Source organism: Teichococcus rhizosphaerae, from assembly GCF_002631185.1.
In the GTDB taxonomy this organism is placed as follows: Bacteria; Pseudomonadota; Alphaproteobacteria; order Acetobacterales; family Acetobacteraceae; genus Pseudoroseomonas; species Pseudoroseomonas rhizosphaerae.
In genome coordinates, this window is the sequence record NZ_PDNU01000040.1 from 1 (window position 1) to 19,475 (window position 19,475).

Here is a 19,475-nt window from a genome sequence, read left to right on the forward strand (position 1 = left end):
GATGAAGGCGGAGTGGTTGTAGTTGTCCACCTCGACCTTGGCGCGGCTCACGGCGCCGGTCGCCGAGCGGGACACGGCGGTCATCTCGGGCTGCAGCGTGCCGAGGAAGCGGTACTCGGCGGTGAGCGCCAGGCCGGGGACGGCGGCGATCGGGAAGGCGGCGCCGACGATGCCCTGGAAGGCGAACTTGCCCTCGTCGTCATCGATCGTCACGCTGTTCAGCCCGGCGTTGCCGGCGTTGCCGCGGCTACGGACGGTGTCGTAGTCGTGCCACACGTAACCGGCGCCGGCGCCGATGTAGGGAACGACCGGCAGGCCGATGTTGAAGTCGTAGAACGCGTTGGCCATCGCGCCGTAGCTGCGGACGGTGCCGCCGATGCCGGGCAGCGGGCCGCCAACGGTCGACAGGGTGTCGACGTCGTTCTCGCGGTAGTTGCCCTCGAGCTCGACGCGCACGCCGTTGCCGAAGCCGTAGCCCAGGCTGATCACGCCGCCGAAGCCGTTGTCGAACTCGCCGTCCAGCTTGCGGGAGGGGCCACGGGCGGTGCCCAGGGCGCCAGCGCCGGAAACGGAGATGTCCGAGTCCTGCAGGTAGTTGTAGCCAGCGCCGGCACCGACATACACGCCCGTGACAGGCTGCGCCTGAGCCGCGAGCGGCAGCGCCAGAACGGTCGCGGCCAGAAGCGCCTTTTTGAGGCTCATTAGAATTCTCCTCGATCCACCAGAGGCATGCTCGCTGCGCTCATCCGCGAAGGTCATCCCTCGAGTCCGGCGCCGCGTGAGGCATCAATTAGCATTCCCATCGCCGCTGTGCAGCACGGGCTCCGGAGTTTCCGTCACGCTGTGGCAGCAGAGACACAGAGAGGGTGGGCATTTTGGTCACAGGCCCGAGAGCAGAGCCTCGTCCGTTGCCGCCGCCAGCGTCCCGGCCGGGAAAAGCCGGTTGGCATGGCCCATCTTGCGCCCTTCCCGGGCGGATGCCTTGCCGTAGAGATGCACGGAAACGTCCGGGCAGCCGAGCAGCGGGGCCAGCCTGGCCATGCCTTCCGGCCCCACGAGGTTGCGCATCACCGCGTCCGAATGGCGGCGCGGGCTGCCCAGCGGCAGGCCGGCCACGGCCCGCATGTGCTGGTGGAACTGGCTGGACTGGCAGGCGTCCATCGTCCAGTGGCCGGAATTGTGCGGGCGCGGGGCGATCTCGTTGCCCAGCAGGCGGCCATCCGGCAGCAGGAAGAACTCCACCGCCAGAACGCCCACCAGCTCCAGCGCCTCCGCAACGCGCGCCGCGTGCCGACGCGCCGACTCGGCCACAACTTGCGGAATACGGGCGGGGGCGAAGGACAGGTCGAGGATGTGGTGGCGGTGATGATTCTCAACCGCGTCATAGACGGCTGTCGCGCCATCGGCGCCGCGCGCGGCCACCGCCGAGATCTCCTGGGTGAAGGGGACGAAGGCTTCCAGGATCAGCGGCTTCGGCTCCAGCCGGGTGAAGGCGGCGGCCGCCTCCTCCGGCGCGCGGATCACCGCCTGGCCACGCCCGTCATAGCCGAGCCGCGTCGTCTTCAGCACCGCCGGCAGGCCGATGGCGCCGATCGCCGTCTCCAGATCCTCCAGGCTGTGGACAGCGCGCCAGGGCGCCACGGGCACGCCGGCGGCTTCCAGGAAGGCCTTCTCCTGCAACCGGTCCTGGCACACGGCCAGCGCCTTGCGCCCCGGGCGGCAGGGCACCAGCGGCTCCAGGATCTCCAGCGTGCGCGCCGGCACGTTCTCGAACTCGAAGGTCACCACATCGACGGCGGCGGCGAAGGCGGCCAGCGCCTCGGCATCCTCGTAGCCGGCCACGGTGTGGGCGGCGGCCACCTGCATGCCGGGGCTGCCGGCATCGGGGGCGTAGACGTGGCAGCGATAGCCCAGCTCGGCCGCGGCCAGCGCCGACATGCGGCCGAGCTGCCCGCCGCCCAGGATGCCGATGGTGGCGTTGGGCGGCAGGGGAAAGCGCGTTTCGCGGCTCACGCCGGCTCCTCCGCCACGCTGGCCGTCTGCTCGGCGCGGAACGTGTCCAGCCGCGTGGCCAGGGCCTCGTCCGTGGTGGCCAGCATGGCGGCGGCCAGCAGCGCCGCGTTCACCGCGCCCGCCCGGCCGATGGCCAGGGTGCCGACCGGCACGCCCGCCGGCATCTGGACGATGGAGAGCAGGCTGTCCATGCCCTTCAGCGCGTGGCTTTCCACCGGCACGCCCAGCACCGGCAGCCGCGTCATCGCCGCCGCCATGCCGGGCAGGTGCGCGGCCCCCCCCGCCCCCGCGATGATCGCGCGCAGGCCGCGCGGGGCGGCGCCGGTCGCGTAGTCATAGAGGCGCTGCGGCGTGCGGTGGGCGGAGACCACCCGCGTCTCGTGCGCGATGCCGAGCCGTTCCAGCGTTTCCGCCGCGTGGCGCATCGTCTCCCAGTCCGAACGGCTGCCCATGATGATGCCGACCAGCGGCGCGGGAGGGGATTGGGTCACGGAAGGGGATCCTGCGGCAGTAGAGACCAGGCGCCGGGCTGTGCCGCGACAGGGGCGGAATGTCCACCGCAAAACGCGCCGCCGCGCCCCGAAGCGCCGCGGGCCGGAAACCTCCGGGGCGCGGGAGGTTCCCGGCGCGCCGCCGCCCGCTCAGGCGGCGGGATGGGGATCGCCCAGGCCGGCGCCGTTCAGGCCGGCACCGCCCGAACCGGAATTGCCAGGGCCGGGATTGCCAGGGCTGGGATTGCCAGGGCTGGGATTGCCAGGGCCGGGATTGCCAGGGCCGGGAGGCTTGCGGCGCGGGCGGTTGAGGCGGGCGACATCCTCCAGCCGGCGGTCGAGGAAGGCCAGGGTGGCCTCCATCTCGGGGTCCGGGTCCTGCATCCAGAAAGCCAGGGTGGCGGCGAACACGCCCGCCAGGGTGGCGCGGCGGGTGTAGAAGGAGATGTCGGCCGAGCTGTCGCCCGCGGCGAGCCACATGGCGTCCACTGTGCGGGCGGTGGCGCGGGCGGCGGCGGGCGCGTTCCAGGGCAGCGCCAGCAGCGCCAGGGCGCGGCGCACCGCCTCCTTGTGCGGCGCCTGCTGCTCCAGCCGCAGCGCGATCAGCGCGCGGATGCGCTGCGGGACGCGGAGCGCGCCGATGTTCCGTGCCGCGGCCCGGGCGGCCATTTCGCGGTCCGCGAGGTCGGCCCAGGCCTCCACCATGCCGACGGCGCCGCGCGGAAACAGCCAGGCGGCGGCATCCGGGTTGCCGCCGGTGGCGGCGAGGCCGGCGCGCAGGGCGGGCACCCCCCAGCCCAGCCGCGGCACATGCGGCAGCATCGCCGCCAGGGCGGCGTCGCGCTCGGCACTGCGCTCCAGGCTCATCGCGCGGCGGCCTCCTCGGCCTGGGCCGCCGCCGCCGCGGCGGCATGCTGCGCCACGGCGGCGCGGCTCAGCTCGTCGGTGAAGCCGAACAGGCCGAGGTCGCTCATGCGCATCGGGTAGAGCACGCCGTTCAGGTGGTCGTATTCATGCTGCATGACGCGGGCGAGCATGCCCTCCGCCTCGCCCTCCACCGAGTCGCCCTCGATGTCGAGCCCGCGGAAGGCGACGCGCGCGGCACGCTCCACATTGCCGCGCAGGCCCGGAATGGACAGGCAGCCCTCCCAGGCCCGCTGGTCCGGCGGGGTCAGCAGCTCGATCTCGGGGTTGATCAGCGCGGCCACGCTGTCGCCGTTACGCCAGACGAAAATGCGGGAGGAAACATGCACCTGCGGCGCGGCGAGGCCGAGGCCGCCGGCATCCAGCATGGTTTCGGCCATGTCCTGCACCAGGCGGCGTATCTCCGGATCGGTCGGATCGGCCACCGGCTCGGCGGCGCGCAGCAGCACGGGGTGGCCCATGCGGGCGATTTTCAGGATGGCCATGCGCGGTCTCCGTTGCGTGTCTCCTAGAATTGGGAGGCAGGGCTGCGGCGGGAAGGGCTTTCAATCCGCGCACGGCCCGTGCTAAACGCCGCGAACCTTGCAGGAAGGCACGGGCGCGGTTTGCCCGGCGCTTCGTGCTTTCGTTTTCACACGACCTGGTTCGTCCGGAGTGCCGGCCAGGCCTGTTCATAGAGGATACCGCACAGCGTGCAGGTCGTCGTTCGGGACAACAATATCGATCAGGCCCTCAAGGCCCTCAAGAAGAAGCTGCAGCGCGAAGGCGTCTTCCGCGAGATGAAGCTGCGCCGCCACTACGAGAAGCCCTCCGAGCGCCGTGCTCGCGAGGCCGCTGAGGCCGTTCGCCGCGCCCGCAAGGTGGAGCGCAAGCGCCTGGAGCGCGAGGGCTTCTGAGCCCCCTGCCCTGACGGCACGCCTCCCCCGCCGGAGGCTGCCAAGGGGCCCTGTTCCGAAGCGGCCGGCCCGGATGGGCCCACCGTTTCGCCACGAGACATGAGCCCGCCCGGCCCCAGGCCGGGCGGGTTTCGTTTTTGTGCCGAATCGCGGCCGCCATCCGTAACGGATGCTTTGCGCCAGCGCACATCCGCTTTACCGTTCCGGCCCATGCAGCCATCGCGTTCGCTTCTTCCCCTGCTGGCGGGCGCGTTCAGCGCCGGGCTGGCGGCCCTTGCCATGACGCTTCCGGCCACGGCCCAGGTGCCGGCCGGCCCTCCCGCCATTCCGGTGGTGGTCAGCCCCGCCGAGCGCGGGCCCGTGCCGCTGGAGATCGCCGCCAACGGAAATGTGGCGGCGGAGGCCACGGTCTCGGTCCGCAGCCGGGTGGATGGGCAGATCCAGAAGGTGCATGTGCGGGAGGGGCAGCGGGTGGAGCGCGGCCAGGTGCTGTTCACCCTCGACTCCCGCATGGCCCAGGCGCAGCTCGCCCAGCAGGAGGCGCAGCTCGCGCGCGACAAGGCGCTGGCCGTGCGCGCCCGCGCCGATGCCACGCGCTACGCCGCCCTGCGCGGCGAGGGCTTCGCCGCCGCCCAGCGCCTGGAGCAGGCCCAGGCCGATGCCGCCGCCGCCGAGGCGACGGTGCGGGCCATGGAGGCGCTGATCTCCCAGACCCGCCTCACCCTGGACTACGCCACCATCCGCGCCGAGCTGGATGGCCGCCTCGGCGCCCTGCCCATCACGGAGGGCAACCTGGTGCGCGCCGGGGACAGCACGCCGCTTGCCACCATCACCCAGACCGATCCCATCCAGGTGCAGTTCGCGGTGCCGGAGCGCTGGCTGCCCGAGGTCAAGGCGGCGATGGCCCAGGGCGCGCCGCCCGTCACCGCCCATCCGCCCGGGGACCGCCACCCGCCGGTGCGCGGCGCGCTGGTGTTCGTGGACAGCCAGGTGGACACCACCTCGGGCACGGTGCAGCTCAAGGCGCGCTTCGCCAATCCCGAGAACGTCCTGTGGCCCGGGCAGTACGTCAATGTCGTGCTGGTGCCCCGCGTCGAGCCCGACGCGCTGAGCGTGCCCGTCCAGGCGGTGCAGACCGGCAGCGAGGGCAGCCGCTACGTCTATGTGGTGGACGCCGAGAACCGCGCCCGCCGGCACGGCGTTACCATGCGGCGGGTGGTCGGCGGCCGCGCCGTGCTGGAGGCCGAGATCGCCGCCGGGGACAAAGTGGTGATCGAGGGCACCCAGCTCCTGTCGGACGGTGCCCGGGTGGCCGAGCGCCCCGGCCGCGCCGCCGCCCCGCCCCGCCCTCCGCAAAGCTGAAGGCAACGCCACGATGCACCTTTCCGAGCTTTGCATCCGCCGCCCCGTGATGACCGGGCTGCTGGCCGTGGCGGCGGTGATCGCCGGCATCGTGGCCTATCTGCAGCTTCCCGTTGCCGCCGTGCCGCGGGTGGACTTCCCCGTCATCTCGGTCAGCGCCACCCTGCCCGGCGCCAGCCCGGAAACCATGGCCAACTCGGTGGCGCTGCCGCTGGAGCGGGAATTCTCCACCATCGCCGGCATCGACCAGATGTCGTCCACCAGCGGCCAGGGCACCACCCAGATCACCCTGCAATTCGTGCTCGGCCGCAGCATCGACGCCGCCGCGCTCGACGTGCAGTCGGCGCTCTCCCGCGCCCAGCGGCGCCTGCCGGCCGAGATGACGACGCCGCCCTCCTTCCGCAAGTCCAACCCGGCCGACGCGCCGGTGGTGCTGCTGAACCTGCGCGGCGGCGACGTGCCGCTCTACCGGCTGAACGAGGTGGCGGCGGTGCTGATCGCCCCCGCCCTCTCGCGCATCCCGGGCGTGGCGCAGGTCATCACCTATGGCGAGCAGAAATACGCCGTGCGGGTGCAGCTTGACCCGGACCGGGTGGCGTCGCTGGGGCTTGGCTTCGACGAGGCGCAGCGGGCCATCGCGGCGGCCAACAGCAACACCCCCGTGGGCACGCTGAACGGCCCGCGCCAGCAGCTCACGCTGCGCGCCAACGACCAGCTCCAGGACGCCCAGGAATTCGGCCGCCTGATCATCGGCGGCCGGCCCAACGCGCCGATCCGCGTGCAGGACGTGGCCACCGTCGAGGACGGGGTGGAGAACAACCGCATCGCCGCCTGGATGAACGGCACGCGCGGCCTGACGCTGGCCGTGCAGCGCCAGCCGGACGCCAACACGGTGGAGGTGGTGGACGGGGTGAAGGCCGCCCTGCCCGCGCTCCAGGCCGCGCTGCCGCCGGGCGCCGAGATCATGGTGATGCTGGACCGCTCCGTCTCGATCCGCGACGCGGTGCACGACGTGCAGCACCACCTGATGATCGCGGTGGGGCTGGTGGTGCTGGTGATCTTCCTGTTCCTGCGGAAGTTCACCGCCACGCTGATCCCGGGCATCGCCGTGCCCATCTCGCTCGCCGGCACCTTCGGGCTGATGTACGCGCTGGGCTACGGCATCGACAACATCACCCTCCTCGGCCTGACGCTCGCCGTGGGGCTGGTGGTGGACGACGCCATCGTCATGCTGGAGGCCATCGTCCGGCACATGGAGGAGGGCATGAAGCCCCTTCCCGCCGCCATCCGCGGCGCGAAGGAGATCGGCTTCACCATCATCTCCATCACCCTGTCGCTGATCGCGGTGTTCCTGCCCATCCTGCTGATGGGCGGCGTGGTGGGGCGGGTGTTCAATGCCTTCGCCGCCACGGTGTCGCTCGCCGTCATCGTCTCCTGCGTGGTTTCCCTGACGCTCACGCCGCTGATGGCCAGCCGCCTGCCCGCCCATGGCAGGCCCAGCCGCTTCGATGCCGCGCTGGAGCGCGGCTTCCAGGCGGTGGAGCGCGGCTATGGCTGGATGCTGGACAAGTCGCTGCGCTTCCGCCCGGTGGTGTGGCTCACCTTCCTGGCCTCCATTGGCCTGTCCGTCTGGCTGGCCGTGACCATCCCGAAGGGCTTCTTCCCCGTCGAGGACACCGGCCTGCTCAGCGTCAGCACCGAGGGCCCGCAGGACGCCTCCTTCGACGACATGGCGACGCGGCAGGCCCGCGTGGCCGAGATCATCCGCGCCCACCCCTCGGTGGAGCTGGTGAACTCCATCGTCGGCATCGGCGGCAACAGCCAGGCGCTGAACCAGGGCCGCATGTTCGTGCAGCTCAAGCCGCGCGCCGAGCGGGCGCCGGTCGGCGAGCTCATCCAGGAGCTGCGCCGGCAGACCGGCGGCCTCCCCGGCATGCGGGTCTATTTCAACCCGATCCAGAACCTGAACTTCGGCGCCCGCTCCTCCCGTACCCTCTACCAGTACACGCTGCAGGGGCTGCGCTCGGAGGAGCTGTATGACTGGTCCGAGCGCATGGCGGCCGCGCTGCGCCGCCTGCCCGAGCTGCAGGATGTCAGCACCGACATGCAGATGGCCGCGCCCATCCTGTCGGTGAACGTGGACCGCGACCGCGCGGCGGCGCTCGGCGTCACCGTGGACCAGGTGCGGCAGGCGCTCTACTCCGCCTATGGCGCGCGGCAGATCAGCACCATCTTCGGCGCGTCCGACAGCTACTCGGTCATCCTGGAGGCACTGCCGCGCGACCAGCGGGACGAGAGCGGCCTGTCCAAGATCTATCTCCGCAGCAGCAACGGGCGGCTGGTGCCGCTGGCCGGCATCGCCCGCATCGAGCGGCGCGTGGGCCCGCTCACCGTGGCGCATCAGGGCCAGCTTCCCGCCGTCACCATCGGCTTCAACACGCCGCCCGGCGTGGCGCTGGGGCAGGCCACCCAGGCCATCGCGCAGGTGGAGCGGGAGATGGGCCTGCCGCCCACCATCGTCACCGGCTATGCCGGCACGGCGCAGATCTTCCAGCAGGCGCTGGCCGGCCAGGGCATGCTGCTACTGGCCGCCGTGCTGATCATGTATGTGGTGCTCGGCGTGCTCTATGAGAGCCTCGTCCACCCGCTCACCATCCTGTCCGGCCTGCCGCCGGCGGCGCTCGGCGCGCTGGCCACGCTGTGGCTGTTCGGGCTGGACCTTTCGGTGATCGCGGTGATCGGCGTGCTGCTGCTGATCGGGCTGGTGAAGAAGAACGCCATCATGGTGGTGGACGTGGCGCTGGCCCGGCAACGCGCCGGCGAGGACCCGCTGACCGCGGTGCGCGAGGCCAGCATCATCCGCTTCCGCCCGATCATGATGACGACGCTGGCCGCCGCCGCCGGCGCCGTGCCCATCGCCGCCGGCTGGGGCGCCGCCGCCGAGCTGCGCCAGCCGCTGGGCCTGGCCGTGGTGGGCGGCCTCGCCGTGTCCCAGGCGCTGACGCTGTTCGTGACGCCGGTGCTGTATCTCGCCTTCGAGGGGCTGGCGCGGCGCTTCAGCCGGGGCGAGGCGGCGTTGCCGCAGGCGGCGGAGTAGGAAAAGAAGGGGGCGGCACGGCCACCCCCTCCTTCCCCCCGCCGTTCGCCGCCTCAGCCGAAGAGGAAGTCGCCCTCGTTGAGCTGGGCCGCGTTGACCCACCGGATCGTCAGCACGTCGCCCTCGCCGAGGTCGATGACGGTGTCGCCGCCCCATTGCGGGGACTGCACGCGGCCCGACGCCTTCAGCGCCGCCGCCCCGACACGATCCCCTCCCCCGCATCCTTGGGCAGGCTGATCGAGAGCGGCGCGGCCAGCAGGGTGAACAGCGCGCCGACCAGGAAGGCCGCCGTGAAGTCCGGCATGGCCGCGGCCTCGCGCCCGGCCAGGGCCATGCTGGCCTGGAGCGAGGCGGAGGCCACCACCACGCCCAGCGCCAGCGGCAATTGCTGCGCCGTGCTGTAGAGGCTGGTGGCGGCGGACAGCTTCTCCTGTGGCACGTCGGCATAGGCCAGGGTGTTCAGCGTGGTGAAATGCAGGCTGCGGAACAGCCCGCCCAGCAGCAGCACCACGAACACCGCCGCCATCGGCCAGCCGGGGCGGAAGGCGGCGCAGGCCGCCACCGTCAGCGCGGCGCAGACGGCGTTCCAGATCATCACGTTGCGGAAGCCGAAGCGGCGCAGCGCGAACTGCGCCATGGGCTTCATGGCGAAGGCGCCCAGCGCCGTGGCGAAGCTGACCATGCCGCTTTCCGCCGCGCTGGCGCCGAAGCCGAGCTGCAGCGTCAGCGGCACCAGGAACGGCACCGCGCCGGCACCGATGCGGAACACCAGCCCCGCCGTGTGCGGCGCGCGGAAGCTCGGGATGCTGAGCAGGCTGAAATCCAGCGCCGGGTTCGGCGTGCGCCGGCAGTGCCACACCGCCACCGCCGCCAGGGCGAGGCCGGCGGCCAGCAGCGCCTCCGGCACGCCACGCGGCAGCAGGCAGCGCCCCAGCGTCTCGAAGGCCGCCATCAGCACCGCCAGGGCGAGGCCCACCAGGGTCAGGCCGCGCAGGTCGGGCGGCGGCGGCAGGCTGGGCGGCAGGGCGGGGATCAGGCGCCAGACCAGCAGCAGGCCCAGCACGCCCACGGGGATGTTGATCCAGAACACCGCGCGCCAGGAGATCAGGTCGGTCAGCAGCCCGCCCACGGGCGGGCCCAGCAGCGGCCCGAGCAGCCCGGGCATGGTCAGCCAGGTGGTGACGGAGAGCAGCTCCTCCTTGCGCACCCGGCGCAGCAGCAGCAGCCGCCCCACCGGCACCATCATGGCGCCGCCCAGCCCCTGCAACGCGCGCGCCGCCACCATCTCGGCCAGGTTGCCGGCCAGGCCGCAGAAGGCCGAGGCCACGGTGAAGGTGGCGATGGCCGCCATGAACACCTGCTTGGCGCCGAAGCGGTCCGCCACCCAGCCGCTCAGCGGGATGAACACGGTGAGCGCCACCAGATAGGTGGTGATGGCGACGCCCATGGTGACGGGCGGCTCGCCCAGGGAGCGCGCCATGGCCGGCAGGGCGGTGGCCACCACCGTGCTGTCCAGGTTCTGCATGAACAGGGCGCTGGCCACGATGGCGGCCATCACGCGCGGGTCGGGGAGCTTCGATTCGTCGGGCACGGCGCAAGGCTAGGGCCGGGGCGGACGGAGGGCCATGGGGAGCCCCGCATCCTCAGGCCGGAACCGCCTCCCGCGAAAGGATGCGCGCCAGCGGCAGCCAGGCGGAAAGCACCAGCCCCTCCCCGCCCCACTCGAACTGGTGGCGGCCGCCCAGCTGGTTGCCCAGCGTCGCCTCGATCATCCGCAGGCCGAAGCCGCGCCTGGGCGTGGCCATGCCCGCCCCCTCATCCGCCGGGGGCGGCAGGCCGCGCAGCTCCTGCCAGCGCAGCCGCAGCAGGCCCTGCGCGGCGTCGATCCGCCATTCCACCGTGATCCGCCCGCCGGGCCGCGACAGGGCGCCGTGCTGCAGGGCGTTGCCGGTCAGCTCGTGGATCATCAGGGAAACGGGCTGGGCCGCCTCGGCCGCCAGCACCAGCCGCGGCCCGAGCAGGTCCAGCCGCTCCGCCACGCCGGGAATGCCGCGTGCCGCAGCGCCGATCTCCTCCCGCAGCAGCTCGCCCAGCTCCATGCCCTTCCAGGCGGAGGCGGCCAGCCGGCTCTGCGCGCGGGACAGTGCCGCCACCCGCCCCTCCAGCGCCTGCACGAAGCTTGGCAGCGTCTCGGCGCGGGAAAGGCGCAGCGTGGCCTGCACCACCGCCAGCGCGTTGCGGGCGCGGTGGTCCACCTCCTGCGCCAGCAGCCGCTGGCGCTCGGCCGCGGCCCGCATCTCGGTCACGTCGTCGAAGGCACAGACGGCCAGGGCCGCGGCGCCATCGCCCACGCGCACCGGCCCGGCGCTGATCGCCAGCCAGATCACCGCGCCATCGGCCCGGCGGAAGGGCATCGTGGCGTGCTGCACCCGCGTGTCGTCCCGCACCGCGCGGGCCAGCGGGTGGTCCTCCGCCCGCAGCGGCGTGCCGTCCGGATACTGGCCGCCATGGTGGACGTAATCGGCCACGCCCGTGGCGGGGCGCATCGGCCGGCCCATGATCTCCGCCGCGCGCGCGTTCTGGAAGACCAGCCGCCCCGATGGCCGCTCGGCCAGGAAGACGCCCACCGGCATCTGCTCCAGCACCGCCCGCAGCCGCGCCTCGCTTTCCCGCAGGTCGCGCTCGCGCTCGCGCAGGGAGCGGTGCAGCGTGGCCAGGGCACGGCGCAGCGCCGCCAGCTCTGGCAGCGGGCCGGCGGGGGGCAGCACGGCCTCGGCCTGCTCGTGCAGCCCGGGCGCCGCGCGGGAAAGCCGCTCCAGCGGCCGGGCGATGCGGCCCGCCACCGCCCGGCCCAGCAGCGCCGCCAGCAGCGCCGCCGCCAGGCCGATGCCCAGCAAGCGCCAGCGCAGCGCCTCGGCGGGGGCGAAGGCCGTTCCGGCATCGAGCACCACCAGCACGGACCAGCCGAGGCCGGGCACGTCGCGGTGCCCGTTGAGCGGCGCGAAGCCCACCAGGCGCTCGCCATCGGGCAGGGAAACGAGACGGCTGCCGGGGCCGCCGCGCAAGGCCTGCCGGATCTCCCCCCGCAGCGCCTCCTCCCGCAGCACCGCCGGGTGCTGGCCGAGCTGGGCGCGGGGCCCGGCCACCATCCGCCCGTCCCGGTCCAGCAGCAGCGCCTGGCTGCCCGGATGGCGCCGCGTCAGGGGCCGCATCACGCTGCGCTCGATGCCCTCCACCCATTCGGCGGAAAGATGCGCGGCCAGCACGCCGAGGAACTGCCCCTCCCGCCCCAGGATCGGGGCGGCGAGGTCCAGCACGCGCGGCGGCTCCCCGGGCGGGCTGCCCATGAGGGGGGCCATCAGCAGCGCGTCATGCACCTCGCCCAGGAACGGCCCCCAGCGGCCCTCCTGGAAGTAGGTCCGCTGCGAGACGTCGATGCCTTCCAGCAGCCCGCTATCGGTCGCCAGCACGCGGCCATCGGGGCCGATCTGCAGCAGGATGGCGTAGTCGGGATAGGTTTCCTGCACGCGCCGCAGCACCGCCCGGCGGTCCTGGAGGCCGATGCCGGGCTGGCGCAGCGTGTCGGAGGAGGCGGCGATGGCGATGTCGCGCATGCGCTCGAACAGGCCGCGGTCCAGCAGGTCGGCGACCCGCTCGGCGGCGGCGGCAAGCTCGGCGCCCGCGTCGTCGCGGAGCTGGGAATAGACGCCCTGCGAGGCGACAAGGCTCGCGGTTCCGGCGGCGAACAGGCCGATCAGGCCGAAGAACAGCGCCAGGAGGCTGCGCAGGCCGATCTGCCGCCCCCCTGGCGGCGGGGGAGCGGTGGATGCCCCTTGCGCGCCACGCCGCCCCTTTCCCTGCCTCATCCCGCCTCGTTTCCAGCCCGCTCGCCGCCCAGCCGGGCGGGCGGCCGGAACCGGGCCGCGCGCCGTCAGAACTGAAAGTAGACGAACTCCTTCACGTCCGCCATCAGCGCCAGGGCGATGAGGAAGGCCGCGGCGGTGGCGCAGGCGGAGGCGAGGCGCGGGCGGAACCGCAGCCGCGGCCAGCGGCGCGGCTCGTCGATCTCGGCCGCGCGCCCGTCGACGATCTGCTGCGAATTGGGCGCGAAGGCGATGATCGGCAGCGCCAGGCCCAGCATGCCGAGGCTGATCGCCCCGTTCAGCATCGCCATGCCGCCGATCGTCTCGGCCAGCGCGCGCGGCCCTTGCAGGGCGGTGGCCAGCAGCAGCGCCGTTTCCGGCCGCGCCAGCCCGTTCAGCCCGGCCATGCCGCCCAGCACCGCCAGCGCCGAGGCCAGGCTGGGGGCGGCGAAGAACACCCAGGCCACCACGACGGCCAGAAGGGTCAGCGCCCGAGCCGGCCCCGCGCCCAGGCGGATGTCCCGCCCCTGCGCGGCGGCGCGCGCCACGGCGCCGTTCCAGGCATGGTTGACGAGCAGGTAGAAGCCGTGCAGCCCGCCCCAGATCACGAAGGTCCAGCCGGCGCCGTGCCACAGCCCGCCGAGCAGCATGGTGGCCATCAGGTTCATGTGCCGCCGCGCCGCGCCGCGCCGGTTGCCGCCCAGCGGGATGTAGACGTAGTCGCGCAGGAAGCGCGACAGGGTCATGTGCCAGCGGCGCCAGAAGTCGATGATCGAGCGGGCCTTGTAGGGCGCGTTGAAGTTGTAGGGGAAGCGGATGCCGAACATCCGCGCCAGTCCGATGGCCATGTCGGAATAGGCGGAGAAATCGTAGTAGAGGCCGACCGAGAAGGCGGCGGCGGCGGTCCAGGCTTCCAGCAGGCCCGGCGCGGCCGTGGCGGCCCCGGCGAAGACCGGCGTGGCGAGCGCCCCCACCGGATCGGCGATCAGCAGCTTCTTCATCAGCCCGATGGCGAAGAAGGCCACGCCCGCCGCCACCTCCGGCGGGCGGAAGCGGAAGTTCCCGCGCTGCCGGAATTGCGGGATCAGCTCGTGGTGATGGACGATCGGGCCCGCGATCAGGTGCGGGAAGAAGGACACGAACAGCACGTAGTCGAGGAAGCTGTAGCGCTCCGCCCGGCCGCGCCCGCAATCGACCAGATAGGCGATCTGGAGGAAGGTGTAGAAGGAGATGGCCAGCGGCAGCACCACGCCGCTGACGGCGAACTCGATGCCGGTGAGGGCCGTGACGTTGTCGGCCACGAAGGCGGCGTATTTGTACCAGCCGAGCAGCGCCACGTTGGCGGCGACGCCCCCCGCCACCAGCGCCCGGGCGCGCCCCGGCGCGGCCTCGCGCGCCGAGAGGATGGCGTTGCCCGCGGCGTAGTTGGCGAGCATCGAGAGCAGCAGCAGGCCGAGATAGAGCCAGCTCCACCAGCCATAGAAGATCAGCGAGGCGGCGACGAGCCAGACCCTGGCTGCCCGGGTGGATTGCAGCCGGCCGAGCAGGAAGAAGCCCAGCATGGTGATGGGCAGGAAGGCCAGCACGAAGACATGCGAGTTGAACAGCATGGTTCCGCTCAGCCTCCCGCCTGCGGCCCGGGCGGAGGGGGCGCGTCCATGGCGCGCAGGATCAGGTCGGTGAAGGCGGTGTGGTGGGGGTAGCGCAGGTGCACGGGGTCGGCGAAGCGCCCGTCCTCCCAGGCCAGCGCCCGGCCATCGACCAGGAGCGTGTCCGGCTCGCGCAGCGTCTCGCGCATGCGGCGCATCCAGTGCTCGACCAGCCGGCCATCGGGGTCGAAGCGTTCGCGCCATTCCGGCATCACCGGCAGGGTGGCCAGCACCAGCCGCGCGCCGCGCGCGGTCACCACGCGCTCCAGCGCGGCGAGGCCCGCATAGCAGTGCTCGTCGAAGCTCGGGGCGGGGCGCCAGAGATGCGGCTTGCGCAGGATGCTGGAGCCGAGCCCGTCCTCCGCCACCGCCTCGGGCGGCAGCGGCGCGCCGTCCAGCGAGCCCGCCGCCGCGCGCGCCAGGTAGAGCGGCCGGAAGCCGGTGACGTAGGGCAGCCAGGAAGGCACCAGGCCGGAGATGTAGGCATCGGCCAGGGCGGTGTCGAAGAAGGCGGTGGCGTCCGCCGGGCAGGCCTCGAAGTCGCGCGGCGCCAGCACCGCCAGCACCGTCTCCACCCCCGGCGCGCGCTCCAGCAGGAAGTCGGTGAGGAAGGCGGTCTGGTCGATGTGCAGGTAGCAGGGCGCGGCGTTGTAGACGCGCGTGCTTCCCGTCCGCGCGGCGACCAGCGGCATGTCGAGGTTCCGCCAGGTGGCGGAGGAGCCGACGGCGAGCAGGGTGCGGTCCTCCAGCGCCACCTCGCGCAGCGCGGCCAGCTTCTCGTCGATGCACCAGGTGGCGGTCAGCGGCGGATCGGGCAGGCGGCCCATGGCGGCCAGCGCCATGTGCCCGCCGGCCAGCATGCCGGCGCCGGCCAGGATCAGCGCCAGCACCGTCAGCAGGAAGCGGCGGGCGGCGCGGTTCTCCTCCGGGCCATGCCGCCCTTCATCCGGTGGCGGCGGGTGGGGGCTGGCGGCGGAGGCCGGAGCGGGAGCGAGGGCGCTCCTCGGGTCAGGGGAGGCTTCGTTCGGCAAGGCGGCCATTCCTCATCGCGCGCGGCCTGCCGGGCGGGCCGCGTGGGGGAACATGGATCGGGAGAATCAGAAGCGGTTGCTCAGACCCTGCGGCCTGGCGGCGGCCCTGGCTCATGCGGGAACGCGCATCGGTCGCTCGCGGGCGGACAGGGGCTGCCCCGGAGGCGAACACGACGGCGGACCCGGCACCGCGGGCCAGCGCGGAGGATTATGGCGGCGTGATCGTCATGATCGCGCCGTGCGGGGAGCACGAGCCGTTCATGACTTTTTCCTAACATGTAATCCACCTGCGGTTCAAACCCGACCACGCCGCATGGGCTACGCAACTGTTCAGAAATACGAGAGCGTATCAAAATAGAGATGCTCTCTTGCTCCCGCCCCTCGCCTGAAGCGGGTGTCCCTCGTCGGCACCAGCCACGTCTTGCCAGGCAGTTCCGCATTTCATCAGCACGTTGCAGGATTGCTCAAGAAGACACCTCGGATCGTTTTCTGTTTGCCGCTTATCAACCAGAGAGCAAACAAGGAGTGGGCTTGAAATCTCCTGCCTCGGCTTTCCGGCAACTGGCGGGCCTGGCGATTTTTCCTTGTCCCCCAGCCGCTTGCTCTCAAACGTGACCCACCAGAGCCCCTTGTTCCTCTTTGGTTCTGGCTTAACGACTTGACCCCGCCTCGTGCTGTGCGAGGTTCAGGTCCATGTCACCCCGCCTCCACACTTCCCCCGACACGGCGGATCTCGCACAGGGCGACCGGCTGCAGCCTTTCCTGCGTGTCCCGGTGGCGCCAGGCCCGGCTTCCGGTGCCGCCCGCTCCCACCCGGCAAACCCGGGCGCCACGACTTCAGGCCCCGCAGCTTCAGGCCCCGCAGCTTCAGGCCCCGCAGCTTCAGGTCCGGCGGCAGCAGGTCCGGCAACACCCGGCCCCATGGCGCCCGGCCGCGTGGCACCCGGCCCGATGGGGGACCGCCCGGCAAAGGGCGGCCCGGCGGCGGGCAAGCCGGCAATCAGCGTTCCCGCTCCACGCCAGCTCCCCGATCTGCCAGCCGCCGCCCCTGCTCCCTCTCCCGCCCGGCCACCCGCCATGGCCGGCGCGGGAATGCCGCCCGGGAGCCAGGACGCGCCGGACGAGGAGCGCGTCGCGCTGCTGCAGGATGCGCGCGCCTATCTGGAACGGCCGGGCCTGCGCGAGGCCTACCGGCAGTTCGTCCGCACCGCCGCCGATCTCGCCAAGGCCGGCATGGTGTTCGAGGTGGTGACACGGCCGGATGCCGGCGGCACCCCCCGCCAGCAGCCGCGCCACCTGACCGTCACCACGCGCCCGGAGCATGGGCTGGGCGAGGATGAGAGCACCGTGCTGCTGATGGGGGTGGGCTTCTGGGAGTTCCTGCCCGGCCGCTTCCAGGGCAGCGAGCGGGTGATGGACGCCACCCGCCTGGCCATGGATGTCGGCACCTTCCGCTTCGTCGAGAACACGCCCTCCGGCGATGCCGAGATCGTCGGCTACGAGAATGGCCGGCCGCTGGCGCAATACATGCGCATCGACATCAGCGGCGAGGGGCTGGAGAAGTCCATCGCCGTGAGCAATGTGGCGCTGGGCGGCGCCTTTGTCGCGGCCTACCGCAACTATCTGGAGGTGATGTCGGAGCGGCCCTATCGCAGCCTCCACCCCTACCGGCAGCTCGGCACGCCGGCCGCAGCCTCCGGCCCGCCGCCCCGTGCCCTGGCCGGCCGCATCGCGCCGAGGCTGGCGGCGCCCTTCACCGCCGCCGCGGCGAGCCACGCCGCAGGTTCCGGCGCGGGTCCCGTCACCGGCCCTGCCGCAAGCGCTGCCCTGGACGCCCCCGCCCTTCCGGCCGCGGCCGCCATGGCACGGTCCCGCCGGCGCGGGGGAATGCGCTGGGCCTGGCTCGGCATCGTACCGGCCCTGGCTGGGGCCTGGTTCCTGGTCAACCTGGCGCTGCCGCAGCAGGAGGCGCCGGATGCGCCCGCCGGCCGGGTGCCGCCCTCCGCAGCGCCATCTTCCGGTGGGCCATCTTCCGGTGGGCCATCTTCCAGCGGGCCATCTTCCGCCCCGCCGGCCAGGGCCTATGCGCCACCGGCCGCCACAGCGCCCTCCGCGTCCGCCGGCCCGTCCTCCACGGCGGCTGCCCCGGCGGAACTGCCGCCCCTGCCCACGGTCGATCTGGCGCCGCCCCTGCCCCTGCCGCCACCCGCGGCGCCCGAGCCGACAGCGGCCACTGCGCCTCCTGCCCCCACGGCATCGCCGGATATCGCCATCTCGGGACGGGTGGCGCGGGTCCGCGTGGATTCCAACGTGCGCAGCGCGCCCTCGAGCGGGGCTTCCGTGGTGCGCACGGTGGCGGCCGGCACCGTGCTCCGCATCGCGGGGGAGGAGTTCGGCTGGCAGCACGTCTTCCTGCTGAACGGCACGGAGCTGGGCTGGATCTACGGCACCCTGCTGGAGTGAGGCGATGGCCAGGATCGGAAGGGAGGAGCCCGATTCTTAATGCGTCCTGGAGAACAGCATCACGAAAACGAGAAGAAGAAGCCTCGTCTGCACTACAGAATCGGCCACGCTCGCGATCCGTTGAATTGCTGCGGCGCAAAAGCAGCGTTTGAGCCGTGCAGGATTATGGCCAGGCTCACGCCGACTTTTTCTTTGTAAGAGAGCGTAACGCTTGCGCATCAACAAGTGGTGTTAAGCGTGAACGGAGCATGCGCCTCGTCTGAAATCCCGCATAAGATGAATTCGCATCCTCCCCCCCAATAGGCGTTCCGAACATGATCGACATGGAGCACCCCCAGACTCTGGCGCATCTGCGCATCCAGGCAGCTCAGGCGCTGCTGTTGGACGCGCTGCAGGAGCGCCCGGCACCCAGCCGATCCACCATCCTGGAAGCGCTGATGGAGGTGGACGCGGCCGAACGGCTGATGGCCCTCGGCTGCGCCCCGGCCGAGGAGGAGATCGAGATGGACGACGACAGCGACGACACCCGGCTGCTGCGCCTGGTGCAGCCGGCCGAGTAAGCCCAGGGGAAGACAGGCTTCCGCCGCCGCGCCCGCTCAGCGGCAGGCGGAAGGGCTCAGCCAGCCCGCCGCCATGCCGGCCCTGCCCGGCACGGCGGAAGCGCCCCCGCACAAGGGGCGCAACGTGAAGCGCCACCCCCCTCGCCGGGCAGTGGCGCCGCCGCCCCCACCGGGGGTCGCTTTGCACCCGCGCCGGCCGGCCTGCCGGACTCCGCTCCGCCACGCATCCCCACCGCTCGCCATCCGCCCGCTCCAGCCGCGCGAGCACGCGGCCATGGTTCATCGGCGGTGCGGCCAGCGCCACCGCCCCGGCGGCGAGCAGCACCCCGCTGGGGCGGCGGAAGCCGGGCTTGGCTCAGTGGATCTCCTTCGACCGCGCCAGCGCCTCCCGCAGCTTCGCCACCGAGAAGTCGCCGGATTGGCAAAGGTCGAGGATCACCTTCTCCCGCCGGGCGCCGAGCTCGATGGCGGGAAGGATCTGGCGCACCGCCTCATGCGGGATGACCACCGCGCCATGCCGGTCGGCATGCACCACGGCGTCATGCGCGCAGGCCATGCCATGGACCGACACGTCCTGGCCGTAGGCGACCATGTGGACATAGGCATGGCTCGGATTGACCACCCCGCCCAGGATCTGGAACTCCGGCGCCAGCGCGTCGATGTCGCGGAAGGAGCCGTTGGTGACGCAGCCCTGCGCGCCCAGCGCCTTGTGCACGGCGGAATGCACCTCGCCCCAGAAGGCGCCGAAGCCCGGCGTGTCGTCCAGGTCCTGCAGCACCACCACCGTGGGCATCGCCGCCTCGGCCACGTATTCGTACCAGCCGGTGCGCACGGCGTGGTCCAGCTCGGCCGGGCGGCCGGAGGGAGCGGCGGCGCGAATCGTGCCGGTGCGCGCCAGGCCGCAGATCGGCCGCAGCGTCACATCGGCCGGCACCAGGGGCCGCACCGTGTAGCCATGGCCGCGCCGCTGCGGCACCACCAGTTCCAGCGCGTTGCAGATGGTGGGCGTGTCCCAGGCCCGCAGCGCCTCGAGATCGGCGGCGGTGAACGGATATTCGGCCATGTGTTTCCTCCCCGGCTTCGCGGCCGAGCTTCGCCCCGCGCCGCCGCCGGGTCAAACCTCGTG

Annotated in this window: 15 protein-coding genes; 5 read left to right on the forward strand and 10 right to left on the reverse strand. The window is 72.5% G+C overall.

The features are described 5' to 3' along the window. From CR162_RS17575 to def, 5 genes are all read right to left on the reverse strand, one after another. The coding region (locus CR162_RS17575; protein WP_141563206.1) for an outer membrane protein at nt 1–702 on the reverse strand (702 nt) is incomplete at its 3' end. A gap of 177 nt (nt 703–879) precedes the next feature. After that, nucleotides 880–1,938, reverse strand: coding sequence for a 5-(carboxyamino)imidazole ribonucleotide synthase (locus CR162_RS17580; protein ID WP_408887462.1), 1,059 nt, complete (start codon nt 1,936–1,938; stop codon nt 880–882). A gap of 71 nt (nt 1,939–2,009) precedes the next feature. Beyond that, nucleotides 2,010–2,465: a 5-(carboxyamino)imidazole ribonucleotide mutase gene (gene purE / locus CR162_RS17585; RefSeq protein WP_099096868.1), complete on the reverse strand. Its 456-nt coding sequence runs from the start codon at nt 2,463–2,465 to the stop codon at nt 2,010–2,012. A 189-nt stretch (nt 2,466–2,654) separates the two neighbouring features. Continuing rightward, the gene (locus CR162_RS17590) at nt 2,655–3,371 is read right to left on the reverse strand and encodes a COQ9 family protein (protein WP_141563207.1); all 717 of its coding nucleotides are present in this window, start codon (nt 3,369–3,371) and stop codon (nt 2,655–2,657) included. Next, complete coding sequence (gene def, locus CR162_RS17595; RefSeq protein ID WP_099096844.1) at nt 3,368–3,913, reverse strand: peptide deformylase; 546 nt, start codon at nt 3,911–3,913, stop codon at nt 3,368–3,370. The genes CR162_RS17590 and def overlap by 4 nt, the downstream gene beginning before the upstream one ends. Before the next feature lie 207 nt (nt 3,914–4,120). Between def and rpsU the strand changes: the two genes are divergently transcribed. The 3 genes from rpsU (at nt 4,121) to CR162_RS17610 (ending at nt 8,783) form a co-directional block, all read left to right on the forward strand. Then, nucleotides 4,121–4,324, forward strand: a complete 204-nt coding sequence (gene rpsU, locus CR162_RS17600; protein ID WP_007006360.1) for a 30S ribosomal protein S21 — start codon at nt 4,121–4,123, stop codon at nt 4,322–4,324. A gap of 279 nt (nt 4,325–4,603) precedes the next feature. Beyond that, nucleotides 4,604–5,686, forward strand: coding sequence for an efflux RND transporter periplasmic adaptor subunit (locus CR162_RS17605; protein ID WP_245870467.1), 1,083 nt, complete (start codon nt 4,604–4,606; stop codon nt 5,684–5,686). 13 nt (nt 5,687–5,699) lie between these two features. After that, nucleotides 5,700–8,783, forward strand: a complete 3,084-nt coding sequence (locus tag CR162_RS17610) for an efflux RND transporter permease subunit (protein ID WP_099096846.1) — start codon at nt 5,700–5,702, stop codon at nt 8,781–8,783. A gap of 184 nt (nt 8,784–8,967) precedes the next feature. On the opposite strand, the gene CR162_RS17615 is transcribed toward CR162_RS17610, so the two are convergent. The 4 genes from CR162_RS17615 to CR162_RS23150 form a co-directional block, all read right to left on the reverse strand. After that, a complete protein-coding gene (locus tag CR162_RS17615; protein WP_245870468.1) occupies nt 8,968–10,374 on the reverse strand; it encodes an MFS transporter in 1,407 nt (468 codons plus the stop codon). A gap of 52 nt (nt 10,375–10,426) precedes the next feature. Beyond that, a complete protein-coding gene (locus CR162_RS17620; protein ID WP_099096848.1) occupies nt 10,427–12,649 on the reverse strand; it encodes a sensor histidine kinase in 2,223 nt (740 codons plus the stop codon). A 65-nt stretch (nt 12,650–12,714) separates the two neighbouring features. Continuing rightward, a complete protein-coding gene (locus tag CR162_RS17625) occupies nt 12,715–14,256 on the reverse strand; it encodes an MBOAT family O-acyltransferase (protein ID WP_099096849.1) in 1,542 nt (513 codons plus the stop codon). 8 nt (nt 14,257–14,264) lie between these two features. After that, nucleotides 14,265–15,326 (reverse strand): hypothetical protein, encoded by a 1,062-nt coding sequence (locus CR162_RS23150; protein ID WP_099096850.1) that lies wholly within the window; start codon nt 15,324–15,326, stop codon nt 14,265–14,267. A gap of 1,092 nt (nt 15,327–16,418) precedes the next feature. On the opposite strand from CR162_RS23150, the gene CR162_RS17635 reads away from it, so the two are divergent. Beyond that, nucleotides 16,419–17,789: an SH3 domain-containing protein gene (locus tag CR162_RS17635; protein WP_099096851.1), complete on the forward strand. Its 1,371-nt coding sequence runs from the start codon at nt 16,419–16,421 to the stop codon at nt 17,787–17,789. A gap of 314 nt (nt 17,790–18,103) precedes the next feature. Continuing rightward, nucleotides 18,104–18,349 (forward strand): hypothetical protein, encoded by a 246-nt coding sequence (locus CR162_RS17640; protein WP_099096852.1) that lies wholly within the window; start codon nt 18,104–18,106, stop codon nt 18,347–18,349. A gap of 355 nt (nt 18,350–18,704) precedes the next feature. Here the strand turns inward: CR162_RS17640 and CR162_RS17645 are convergent, their stop codons facing one another. After that, the gene (locus tag CR162_RS17645) at nt 18,705–19,412 is read right to left on the reverse strand and encodes an RraA family protein (RefSeq protein WP_099096853.1); all 708 of its coding nucleotides are present in this window, start codon (nt 19,410–19,412) and stop codon (nt 18,705–18,707) included. Nucleotides 19,413–19,475 lie beyond the last annotated feature (63 nt).